The organism is Bacillus sp. AFS012607 (assembly GCF_002558005.1).
Lineage (GTDB): Bacteria > Bacillota > Bacilli > Bacillales > Bacillaceae_G > Bacillus_A > Bacillus_A thuringiensis_S.
In genome coordinates this window covers 411285-423277 of record NZ_NTVM01000002.1, presented here as the reverse complement: position 1 = coordinate 423277, position 11993 = coordinate 411285, and the positions used below count along the sequence as shown (strand labels likewise).

Genomic DNA, 11993 nt, shown 5'->3' with positions numbered 1-11993 from the left:
AGTTTCACTTTATTTTACGTTGGTTGGTAGTGGTGCATTAGGTGCTACTAGTTTTTGTTGGCGCATTTCTTCTCAGAATGCTACTGGAATTACTATGTTTAATGCGTTTTGATCTTCTACAATACGTTAGGAACAACGGCAGTAATACTTGATGCCCTCTAATAGTTTTTAGCAATGTATAAATTTATAGGTCCATAACTTATAGTGAAAATGAATTTAATCGTGGATTTTTTATTTAATATATAATTAAAAAATTAAAACTATATACTTTTAATGATTAAATTATATAATAAATATAGAAACGAAAATTTATGAGCAAGGAAGTTGAAAAACATGACATTAACAATGGGCTTTATTGGATTTGGAAAGTCAGCTAACCGCTATCACTTACCTTATGTAAACACACGTAATAATATAAAAATAAAAACGATTTTTGTACGTCAAATAAATGAAGAATTAGCGGATCCATATGAGGAAAAAGATGTTTACTTCACTACTGATTTGGACGAATTGTTGAATGACAAAGAAATTCAAGTAGTGACGATCTGTACGCCAGCACATACGCATTACGAATTGGCGAAAAAAGTTATACTAGCCGGAAAATCCGTTATCGTTGAAAAACCATTTTGCGATACAGTAAAGCATGCTAAAGAATTATTAGCTTTAGGACGAGAGAAAGGTGTAGTCGTTATGCCTTACCAAAACCGTCGTTTTGATGGTGATTTCTTAGCTGTGAAACAGGTTGTTGAACAAGGATTCCTTGGTGATATTATTGAGATTGAATCGCATATTGATTATTTCCGTCCGGGTTCAATCACTCATGAAGCTCCAAAAGAAGAAGGTTCATTCTACAGTTTAGGTATTCATACGATGGACCGCATGATTTCACTATTCGGCCGTCCAGATACGGTGACATACGATATTCGTAATAATGAAGTGCAAGGTGCGGTTGATAACTATTTCGATGTTGGTCTACATTACGGAAATCAGTTGAAAATTAAACTGAAAACGAACCATGTCGTAGCAAAAGATTATCCACGCTTTATCGTCCATGGAACAAATGGATCATTTATTAAATATGGTGAAGATCAGCAGGAAAATGATTTGAAAGCGGGGATTATGCCTGAGAGTGCAGGGTTTGGTGAAGATTCACCGATGTACTATGGAGTTGCTAAATATCGTAATGCAAATGGTGACTGGATTGAAAAACAAATTAAAACGCCGCTTGGTGATTACGGTCGTTTCTATGATTCCGCGTATGAAACAATTATAAATGGTGCACCAAAACTTGTGAAAGACGAAGAAGCGGTAACGAATATTGAAATCTTAGAAAATGGATTTGCTGCCCCATCACCTTCAGTTTACAAACTTGAGGCTTTACATTTGAATGAATAGAAGAGAGTTTGCAGTATAAAGGAGGTATGAAAATGGCAAGCGGATCAACACAAGTAAAATACCTCGGCATTTATCAAAAGATTAAACAGCAAATTTTAGACGGTGAATATAAAATCAACGAAAAAATTCCGAGTAGCCCCGTCCTTGCTGAAGAATTTGGTGTTTCAGCCCTTACTATTAAGAAAGCGCTGGATCTATTAGTTAGAGATGGCTACATCATCCGCCGGCGCGGAAGCGGAACAGTGGTGCAAGATTGGCGTCAACAGGAAAAGGCACGAATGATTCAAACTTTAACGGATACGAAAGCTGTATACGGCAGTGAGGTAGAAAGTAAAATTATCGAGTTTGCGATTGTTGGGGCTGATGAAGTAGTTGCTGAGAAATTGGGAGTTTCAATCGGTGATTTCGTCTATAAAATCATTCGCCTCCGCATCATTCACAGCATTCCGACGATTATGGAGCATACATGGATGCCAATTTCGGTTATCCCAGGTGTTGAGGCTTCTGTTTTAGAGGAGTCGATATACTCACATATTCAAAATAAACTTGGCCTTGAAGTAGGGACATCTGTTGTCAGGGTTAAAGGAATTCGCCCAGATGATAGGGAAAAGCAGTTTATGAACTTAACAAATCAGGATTTCCTAATGCGAGTTGAACAAGTAGCTTACTTAACGGATGGACGAACTTTTGAATATTCTTATGCAGATCATCTACCAGAAACCTTTGAGTTTGAAACAGTCATTACGGCAAAAAATTATAAAGAGACATAAAAAACGGTTGAGGCAAGTATTGTCTCAACCGTTTTTTTATCTTGGATAGAATTTACACATATAGTAGGAGCAGTTATTATTCATCGGCTGTAATCAGCATGGATGTGTTCCCGGTTTTTTCAAGATGAACTTCTCCCCAGGAACAGAGGGAATCGAGTATAGCTCCTAAAGACGAACCGTAATCGGTTAAAGAGTACTCTACTTTCGGTGGTACTTGGTCATATATTTTCCTTTGGATTACACCATCTTCTTCTAGTTCCCGTAATTGTTGCGTTAACATTTTTTGCGTAATACCAGGCATTAATCGTTTTAATTCACTCGTTCTTTTTGTCCCTTTTTTTAAATGACAAAGGATAACAACTTTCCACTTTCCGCCAATAACTTCTAAAGTCGCCTCTACAGGAATATTGTATGTTTTCATAAAAAAACTCCTTTGATGAATTTAGATTATAGTTTTGAGCCTAAATACGTTGTAATACTAAAATTATTTCTTTTTAGTGCCGATAACACTTTAAAGTACGTACTATTTATTGTGCGAAATGTCGTTCATAATAACTGATGTAAGAGAGAAGTAAGCAGAACTGCACTTTAAAGTGTATATATTACTTTTTAGTACCTATAACACTTTAAAGTACGTACTTTTTATTATGTTAAATATATTCCATAATAGCACTTGTAAGCAAGAAATGAATAAAATGTGCTTTGAAGTGCATTTGAGATTGGTTAGCTGTAATACTATGAGGACATTCATACAAAAGAAAACGATTTGTTGCGTTACAATAATTAATCCAAGACTTAACAGTTGATTAATCGAACTGTAAAGTTTAAAATTACAGTAAGATTTTTAGAAGTGAGTTGTCATCGTCTGTAAAATGTAGTTTCAACAATGTTATAGAAGAAGCATTTTGAAAAGAAATGAATAGTAGAGATAAACGAAACATTACGTGAATTTGATTCTAAACTGTAATTTTTTTTAATACATTTCAATAACCGATATGTAAAATGTACGTTTGATAAAAAACATTAAAGGAGTGAGTTAAATATGGTAATTCTATATACAACAGCAAGCTGTGCTTCATGCCGAAAAGCGAAAGCATGGCTTGAAGAGCATCAAATTGATTATATTGAAAAAAACATCGTATCAAATTCTATGACAGTTGATGAGCTTAAAGCAATTCTTCGTTTAACTGAAGAGGGGGCTAATGAAATTATTTCAACTAGATCCAAAACTTTTCAGGACTTAAATATAAATATTGAGGAGCTTTCGCTTAATGAATTTTATAAATTAATAATCGAGTATCCACTAATGTTGCGTCGCCCAATTATGCTGGATGAGAAAAGATTACAGATTGGTTTTAATGATGAAGAAATTCGCAAGTTTTTACCACGTAGCGTTCGAACATTTTTAAACATTGAACTGCAAAAATTGGCCAATTAATAAGTAATATTTTTTAGAAAAAGTTTTTTGAAAGGAGGAAGCAGAAGATGATTGAAGTATGTGTTACAGTTAATTATAATGATAGAAATTATCAAACAAATGTTATTGTGAGTAAAGATACGATTTGGACAAAAATTAAACAACTGGCAGAAGAACAAGTGAAGAAACAGTGGAGTGTTTAATTTTATTTTCAACTTAAAAAGCTAAATGAAGTTATCGGATATAGGCCAGACCGGATAGAATATAAAGGAATTAATTTTTTATGGTAAGAAGTATTCTATATGTTTTAACGTTCTAACCTATCTGTAATATTTATGGCTACAGTATGTTAATATATGAGAAACAATATTTTTAATCGTAGGAGGAAAACAATGAACAGCGACTTTACCTTGGCCATTCACAGTTTAACTTATTTAGCTTTACAGCCAGACCGGATGTCAACAAGTAATGCTATTTCAGAAAGTGCAGGTGTACATCCAGTACGTATTCGTAAAGTACTAAGTTTGTTAAAAAAACATAAGTTTATACAATCAAAAGAGGGAACTGGTGGAGGCTTTATTTTCGCTCGCGATTTAGGTGAAGTTAATCTTTGGCATATTTATCAGATAACCTCTGAAGGTGCTTTGCAGCCGAAGTGTCCGGAATCAAACGATCAGTGTGTTGTAGGTTCGAACATGCGAAAAGTTCTTTTTGCTATTTTCTTAGGTGCTGAAGAACATCTAGGTGAATACTTAAAGAATTATACAATGAAAGAAGTTGTTGACCTTATTAATCAAGAGCGTTAAGCGGCTTAATTATTATATAGCCGTGAGTTCTTAACACATAAATGTAATGAAAAATATTACAGTTAAATTTATTTTTTTATGTTGTTTATCGTCACTAAAAATAATTTGTAGGAAGGTGAAAGAGTATGATGTCAAAGCATAATCCTGTTTTAAAAGTAGGCGATTGGGTTCGAGGAATATCAGTAGAGGGTGAATTAATACTTGGTTATATTGAATCATTTGATAATGTAGGGGAAGTAGTTAAGGTTAATGTTGTGAAATGTGACAACAGAGATACAATAAATAAAACAATGTCCTTTTTAAGTAAACATGTAAAAAAACTCCCTGAATCAAAGGCAATAAATAAGGAACAAATTCTTTACCTTATAGACCTTGCATTATTAACAGGAGACGAAGAATGGTTTATCGGACTTTCTTCAAAATTAAACTCGATAAACGAGCTAGTTAATGGGGGAGTTTAATTTTTTAGCTTATACCCTAATCAATAATATCCTTTCTTTTGTTGCATCTTAATAAAAGAGGGGATGGATGTTATGAAAATAAGATTAACAATGGTTAGCATCATATGTCTGTTTATTTTTTTATTACCCTGCATTTCTGCTCAAGCAATTGTAAAAAAGGAAAATGATATAAACAGAAATTTTGGCATAGATTTAACTGGTTATAAACTTTATTCGTTTGGTGAATTTAACCAATTAGATTATAAGATAACACCACTTACTCAGTTGTTTTTAGGAATAGTGCAAACAGAAGGTGAGTGGATTAATGAACCACGATTATATATTAAGGGAAATAAAGGTTATTTTCATCTTTTGAAAGCGGACGGTACGAATGTTCTTTATACCGTTGAAAAGAGCGGGGATTTTTGGAGAATTATAGATGTAAAAAGAAAGAAAATCAGCAGAATAACTGTATCAAAACAGCTTTTAAAAGAAGTAGTAATTGAGCTCTTATTGGAGCCAATAAGTAAAGAGGTTGAAAACTATTATAAGGAACCAAAACTTTGGTATCGAGGTTGTGAAAAAATACTTGAAATAAAAAAAGATACAACAAACTATACTTTTTATGTAACTGTTCAAATTCAAACTTTTGAGGGTGCACACAACCCGCCTTATGGAGAGGACACAATTACTTTTCGCATAAAAGGAAATGATCTAAAAACGATTCATTATAAACATAGAGATATTCCTGAAGAAGAGTCGAACAAACTACAATTAAGATAACATTGAAGTGATTTGTTTGTGCATCCTTGATAATGATAATTATGTAAATGAGCTGTCCATATTGGGCAGCTTTTTTGTTTTTTTACTCAGTGTATCTTTTTAAAATGTATATGAATTCAATATTAATAATATATATCCTAAAATTTGGTTTTTTTTATTTTGGAATTTTTTCTTTTTACCTACATTAATTATTTATTAGAATATCTTTTATGTTTAAAATGAAATTTTTTGATAAAGGGGATATAAGTATCTTTATAATGAGTAACCTAGAAAAACAATGTATTATTGTATTTTTTTACTAACTAATTCAGCTTTAAGCGATAAAAACAATGGCTACATGCTAACTGTAAAATATTATCCATATAAAATTATTCACCTTTAATATTTCTGAAAATATAAAAATATTAATTTTATAAATATACACGTTATAATGAGGGCGTCGAGAGAAATTTTATTATCTCTGGAGAAAATATAAAAAATGCGATTACTAGTAAGAAAGGTGTGTGATTAGAGGCGAAATGTATGTAAAGTGCTTCAGTGGCTTGTGTAAGCAATATCATCAGTGCTGCCGAAGTTATTAAAGTAATGTATAGAATTGAGAAAGAAATGCCTCGCAAATTAAGAGAGGCCGGTTTAGCTAAAATTACTGTTAAAAGTAAAAAAAGAGAAACCATTAAAGTAATACACTGTTATTAGAAATGTTGCAACGTATTTATGAAGTCTATTCTATATTGTTCTCTTAAGAGGTCTTTATATAAAGAGCGGATATTACGAGTAAACTTTTTTGTGAACGCTAACAATTATATTAGGACGCTAACTAGCGAATGTTTCAATTTGGATTCATTATGATGAAGGACATACAAAGTGGGGCAACTTGTAAGGAATTCATTTTCCGAAAAGGGAATATTTGTTAGGTGCAAAGAGAGATGTAGGAATAGATACAAGGGGGAGTTATTATATGAACGGGAATACTGCAAAGAAAATAGAAGTTCAAGCTGAAAATACCGCACGAAAAAATGAGCAATATGCAGATCCGAAAAAGTGGCATAAGCAGGATACTACATGGGCACTCAGTCTATTTGGAACTGCAATTGGAGCAGGGGTGCTCTTTTTACCGATTAATGCAGGTTCAGGTGGTTTATTATCTTTACTACTAATTACATTACTTGCATATCCAGTTATGTACTACTCACATAGGGCGCTTGCTAAAATGATATACGCTTCTAATTCTGCTGATGAGGGGATCACAGGTACAATTAGAGAGTATTTCGGAAATAAAGCGAGTATCATTTTTAACATCGTATATTTCAGTTCAATTTATACAATCGTACTAATGTATTCGGTTGCGCTTACAAATACTGCAAGTAGTTTTATCGTGCATCAATTGCACATGCCAGAACCTCCAAGGGCTATTTTATCACTTGTATTAGTTCTTGGTCTTATCGCTATACTAAATTTTGGTCAAGATATTACTGTAAAGGTAATGAGTATGTTAGTGTATCCTTTCATAGTTTCTCTACTTTTTATCGCAATATCTTTAATTCCACAGTGGAATACGTCAATGCTTAGTTTTTCAGCTGTTTCAACTGCTTCAACAGGAACAGGCTATTTTGGGACGATATTGATGATTCTACCAATCATCGTATTCTCATTTAATCATTCACCTATGATTTCATCATTTGTTGTGAAACAGAGAGCTACGTATGGAATCGAAGCCACTGATGCTAAATGTGCGCAAATACAAAAGGTTTGTTATATCATGACATTCGCTGTTGTTATGTTCTTCGTTTGGAGTAGTGCACTGAGCTTAACTCCAGAGGATTTAAAAATGGCAAAAGAGCAAAACTTATCAATCCTTTCATATCTTGCGAATGAACTTAATTCACCTGTAATCACGATTGCAGCTCCAATTATTGCTTTTGTGGCTATTACAAAGTCTTTCCTTGGCCATTATATCGGAGCATTTGAAGTAATGCGTGACATGATTATTAAGTTCGGTAAATCACGTGGAAAAGATATTGAAGAAAAAACAATTAAGACAATCGTCCTTACTTTTGTTGTATTATCATGTTGGTTTGTTGCTTATACAAATCCAAGTATTCTTGGACTTATTGATTCTCTAAGCGGTCCTTTAGTTGCTGCTATCTTATGTCTATTACCGATGTATGCGATTCAAAAAGTGCCAGTACTAGCTAAATACAAAGGGAAAATGAGCAACGTATTTGTTATTATTGTAGGTGTACTTACTGTCTTAGCAAGTATTAAGTCATTATTCTAATTCACTATTATTGGTATTAGTGTAAAAATAGTTAACATGAAAAACTTTTTGGACAAACTTCTCACATTGGAGAGTTTGTCCTTTTTTAGTCATTCTATCAACTTGCCGACAAACAAGCCATCTTCCAGGCAGAAGGTGGCTTGTTTCGGTATTAATTTATTTTAACTATTCATGTCTGAATGGCCCTTTTGGAGCAATTAGCTCTAAATTAGTACCATCTGGATCGGGGAAGTAGGCAACTCCTGTACCAAATCCAGATTTCTAGCCGTCTTCTTGAAAGATAATTGGTTCGTCATATGGTGCTATCCTATGCCCATCAAGCTAACAAAATGGATTGCCTCTGAAACAAAAAATGATTTTTATTACTATAAAAAACGTAAAGTATCTGTTTTTAGAAAAAAATAATTTTTATAAATTGATGGAGATATAACTCAATTCTTTTATATATTTAGTTAAATATGATTGTCAGAATGAACTTAAAGTAATTATGATTTCTAGAAATACGAACTGATGTTTTGAATTGGTTTAAAGTTGCTGGAACAAAATAAAACCAATTGAGCAAAAAAACTTGCAAAAATAAAAAGAGAGATGTATATTAATTGATGTATCAATAATTGATACATCAATTAATATTTTGACAAGAAAGAAAAGGAACATTTTATGAAGGAAATGTTCGTAAATATCAGTGGAGAAGAACGCAAAATACTTATTCATGTTCTATTACAGATACAAAAAAATGTAGAGAATATTAAAGAATAGAGAGTGTAGGGGGCAGAATAGTGTGGAAATAATCGCAGCTATTTTAGTCGGGATCGTAGCATTAGAACATTTGTTTATCATGATCCTTGAAATGTTTTTTATTGATTCAAAAGTAGCGAAACGTGCTTTCAAATTACCGAAGCATTTAGAAGGAGATCGAAACGTAGCCATTATGTTTGCAAACCAAGGTTTATATAATGGATTTTTAGCGGCTGGTCTCATTTGGGGACTTGTACTTGGGCTCAATCCAATTGGTTATATGGTCCAATTATTTTTCGTGATTTGTGTGGTGATAGCAGCTATTTTCGGAGGTTTCACATCTAATAAATCAATTATTGTGAAACAAGGACTTCCAGCTGTTTTAGCACTAGTTGCTCTTTTATGTATGATATAGAATCAAAGTTTCTCAATAAAAGAACTCATTTTTGAAAAAATACGCTATTCTTTCTTTAGAATTATAGGAAAGGATAGCGTTTTTGTATGTCTATTTCTATATGTAGTGAATTACAACTATTCCTTCAAGGGATTCAACTGCTTTTCAGCTTTTGGATATATTTTCATCCATCTTTGTTTCCTCCTATTGTTGGATAGTGTAATAATTGATAAAAATTTTGATGAAATTGGATTATAATGATTGATCAAAAAAGCTAGTGATTAAAAATATTATTCTTTAGTACATACATTTTTAAGATGTTAAATATATTTCATAATAGTCTCTGTAAGATAAGGGTAACTAGAATAGTACTTTTTATAACTTTGAATATCATTCATAATAGCACCAGTAAGAAGAAAACAAGCTTTACGGTACTAGTCACCAAAGATGTTACAGTAGTTTATTTAGAATCAGATTGATTGAAAGGTTGTACTATATGGCCTAATAATTTCGAAAAAATGTCGGTGTGGCATAAAACAATTATGGAGGTTAAAGATATGAGTACTTCAAATTTGAATGAAATAAGTAAACGAATTTTAATAGAGGAGGAAACACTTCAATTTTCCTCTTTTACAAATGAAGATGCACTGCAACTAGGTTTATTTATCGTTGAAACAGCGAAGAAAGAGGGGAAATTGATTGCTGTTGATATAACGAAAAACGGTGTGCAATTGTTTCATTTCAAAATGACAGGGACAAATGAGGAAAATACGAAATGGATTGAGCGTAAAAAACGAGTCGTTTCTCTGCATGATCATAGCTCGTATTATATGCAGATACAAAGTGAAATAACTGGAATCTCATATAATGAAAAATATCTTTTAGATACTTCGGAATATGCTGCGTTTGGTGGCTGCTTTCCTATCAGAATAAAAGACGTAGGGGTTATTGGAATGATAACAGTTTCGGGATTACCACCAGAAGAAGATCACGAATTGGTTATAAGAGCAGTTAAGAATCATCTGAAGCAATAATAAAAAGGCCAAAACGAACAAGAATATGTTCATTTTGGCCTTTTTATTATTCATTTCATGTAATGAACATAGATCTAATCTTTTTCTAATAAATACATGAGTACTAAAAGATATTAGGGAATGAAGAATCTTTAATCCGAGACACTTTTCTTGACGATGATAATTTATGTAGTTAATATGATAGATATAAAATAACTTAATTACTTTTAATAATTAAATTATTTTATATAAGTTATAGTAATTAAGTAGTATGTGGTAAAAATGCTTTGAATTGCCACTATTAATATTGGGGACAATGAGAAAGCGACAAATATAAAAAATTTGAAGTTAAGAAGCAAGAGTGAATCAACAATGATAGTAGCTTCTGTACAATGCATTTTTACTATAGTGACAATGACTATACATCACGAGGGGGACTGAACTTGGAATCAATGACCTTTGTTTTATTTGGAGCGACAGGGGACTTAGCAAAACGCAAAATTTACCCCGCGCTATATAACTTATATAGAGATCAACAGCTTCCAAAGCAAATATCTGTTATCGGGCTTGGAAGACGTGAAGTATCTCATATAGATTTTCAAAAAAGAATAAAAGAATCAATAGAGACGTTTTCTCGTCAGAGGGAAGAAGGTACTCCGGAACTCGAAGGTTTTTTAGATAATTTTCGCTATTGTCCATTAGATGTGAGTAAACCGGAAGACTATGAGAGGTTATTACAAGTCGTTCGTGAAAGGGAAGAGGAACTACATATAAAAGGTAATAGAATGTTCTATCTTTCAGTTGCTCCTGAATTTTTCGAGACCATTGCTTTAAATATTAAGGAAAGCGGACTTGATAAAACAGATGGATGGAAACGCCTGATGATTGAGAAACCGTTTGGGCACGACCTTACATCTGCTCGTGAGCTTAATGATAAGCTTAGTCGCACGTTTGAAGAAGACGAGATATACCGTATTGATCACTATTTAGGTAAACCGATGATTCAAAACCTTGAAGCACTAGAATTTGCAAATCCTGTTCTCCAATCGATTTGGAACAAAGAACATATAGCAAATGTACAAATTACAGCTAGTGAAACAGTTGGGGTTGAAGAAAGAGCCGGATATTATGATCATGCAGGAGCCATTCGAGATATGGTTCAAAATCATATGTTACAAATATTAATGATGACTGCTATGAATCTGCCGGAAAAGGTTAATGCGTGTGAAATTCGAGAGGAAAAACGAAAAGTAATGGAGACGCTTCGTAAAGTGAAAAAAGAAGACGTTCAAAGCCATATCATTCGCGGTCAATACTCTTCAGGAGAGATAAAAGGCGGGCAAGTTGTAGCGTATAAAGAGGAGCCAGGAGTAAATCCTTCTTCTAACATAGACACATTTGTTGCTGCTCGTTTGTGGATCGATAATCCATTTTGGACTGGCGTTCCCTTCTATATACGAACAGGAAAACGAATGAAAGAAAAGTCTACTCGTATTGTAATTGAATTTAAAAATACGTTAAAACAGCAATATCAAGATAATAATCCAAATGCAGCACCTAACTTATTAATAATTGAAATTAGCCCAGGTGAGAATGTTTCATTACAGTTAAATAGTAAAAATCCATTGAAAAATGGAGAGATTGAACCGATGCGTATTAACTTTACTTGCGAGCAAGTGGATGTGGGAGTACCTGAAGCGTATGAAAGACTCATTCATGATGCGGTGAGTGGAGACGCTACATTCTTTGCACATTGGAGAGAAGTTGAATTGTCATGGGAATGGGTACAACCAATTCTTGAAGCGTTCGAGGAAAACTTATTACCGCTTCATGAATATGAGTCTGGTTCATATGGTCCAGAAGCGTCTAATGAACTGTTGCAAGAAAGTGGATTTAAATGGTGGTTAGATCAAGAGACGGAAAAATAAGTACTTTCTTTCATGAAAGCATTTAGGGGGA

General features: G+C 33.1%; 12 protein-coding genes and 2 pseudogenes. 11 read left to right on the top strand and 3 right to left on the bottom strand.

All coding sequences use genetic code 11. The features are described 5' to 3' along the window. Positions 1–9: 9 nt before the first annotated feature. Positions 10–126: pseudogene (locus tag CN409_RS02580) on the bottom strand (aldo/keto reductase); the annotation flags it as partial. 207 nt (positions 127–333) lie between these two features. On the opposite strand from CN409_RS02580, the gene CN409_RS02575 reads away from it, so the two are divergent. Both CN409_RS02575 and CN409_RS02570 read left to right on the top strand, forming a co-directional pair. Then, positions 334–1395: an oxidoreductase gene (locus CN409_RS02575; RefSeq protein ID WP_097981025.1), complete on the top strand. Its 1062-nt coding sequence runs from the start codon at positions 334–336 to the stop codon at positions 1393–1395. 32 nt (positions 1396–1427) lie between these two features. Then, positions 1428–2165: a GntR family transcriptional regulator gene (locus CN409_RS02570; protein ID WP_097981024.1), complete on the top strand. Its 738-nt coding sequence runs from the start codon at positions 1428–1430 to the stop codon at positions 2163–2165. Between the two features lie 76 nt (positions 2166–2241). Here CN409_RS02570 and CN409_RS02565 read toward each other — a convergent pair whose 3' ends face one another. Next, positions 2242–2586: a winged helix-turn-helix transcriptional regulator gene (locus CN409_RS02565; protein WP_000860826.1), complete on the bottom strand. Its 345-nt coding sequence runs from the start codon at positions 2584–2586 to the stop codon at positions 2242–2244. 621 nt (positions 2587–3207) lie between these two features. Between CN409_RS02565 and spxA the strand changes: the two genes are divergently transcribed. The 6 genes from spxA (at position 3208) to CN409_RS02530 (ending at position 7889) form a co-directional block, all read left to right on the top strand. Further along, the gene (gene spxA, locus CN409_RS02555) at positions 3208–3603 is read left to right on the top strand and encodes a transcriptional regulator SpxA (RefSeq protein ID WP_000236187.1); all 396 of its coding nucleotides are present in this window, start codon (positions 3208–3210) and stop codon (positions 3601–3603) included. A 47-nt stretch (positions 3604–3650) separates the two neighbouring features. Then, positions 3651–3785: a BA3454 family stress response protein gene (locus CN409_RS02550; RefSeq protein ID WP_000573532.1), complete on the top strand. Its 135-nt coding sequence runs from the start codon at positions 3651–3653 to the stop codon at positions 3783–3785. 189 nt (positions 3786–3974) lie between these two features. Further along, on the top strand, positions 3975–4388 hold the full coding sequence (gene saiR / locus CN409_RS02545; protein WP_001083469.1) for an Rrf2-family transcriptional regulator SaiR: 414 nt from the start codon (positions 3975–3977) through the stop codon (positions 4386–4388). Positions 4389–4516: 128 nt separating this feature from the next. Continuing rightward, positions 4517–4849: an IDEAL domain-containing protein gene (locus tag CN409_RS02540; protein WP_033669682.1), complete on the top strand. Its 333-nt coding sequence runs from the start codon at positions 4517–4519 to the stop codon at positions 4847–4849. Between the two features lie 72 nt (positions 4850–4921). Further along, the gene (locus tag CN409_RS02535; RefSeq protein WP_141527678.1) at positions 4922–5611 is read left to right on the top strand and encodes a DUF3888 domain-containing protein; all 690 of its coding nucleotides are present in this window, start codon (positions 4922–4924) and stop codon (positions 5609–5611) included. A gap of 958 nt (positions 5612–6569) precedes the next feature. Beyond that, positions 6570–7889 (top strand): aromatic amino acid transport family protein, encoded by a 1320-nt coding sequence (locus tag CN409_RS02530; RefSeq protein ID WP_097981021.1) that lies wholly within the window; start codon positions 6570–6572, stop codon positions 7887–7889. A gap of 165 nt (positions 7890–8054) precedes the next feature. On the opposite strand, the pseudogene CN409_RS02525 reads toward CN409_RS02530, so the two are convergent. Beyond that, positions 8055–8183, bottom strand: a pseudogene (locus CN409_RS02525) (VOC family protein); the annotation flags it as partial. A 487-nt stretch (positions 8184–8670) separates the two neighbouring features. Here CN409_RS02525 and CN409_RS02515 point away from each other — a divergent pair. The 3 genes from CN409_RS02515 (at position 8671) to zwf (ending at position 11962) form a co-directional block, all read left to right on the top strand. After that, positions 8671–9042, top strand: coding sequence for a DUF1304 domain-containing protein (locus CN409_RS02515; protein WP_000402472.1), 372 nt, complete (start codon positions 8671–8673; stop codon positions 9040–9042). A gap of 497 nt (positions 9043–9539) precedes the next feature. Continuing rightward, the gene (locus CN409_RS02510) at positions 9540–10055 is read left to right on the top strand and encodes a heme-degrading domain-containing protein (RefSeq protein WP_074789785.1); all 516 of its coding nucleotides are present in this window, start codon (positions 9540–9542) and stop codon (positions 10053–10055) included. Between the two features lie 422 nt (positions 10056–10477). Further along, the gene (zwf, locus tag CN409_RS02505) at positions 10478–11962 is read left to right on the top strand and encodes a glucose-6-phosphate dehydrogenase (RefSeq protein WP_044784246.1); all 1485 of its coding nucleotides are present in this window, start codon (positions 10478–10480) and stop codon (positions 11960–11962) included. The last annotated feature ends 31 nt before the right edge of the window (positions 11963–11993 follow it).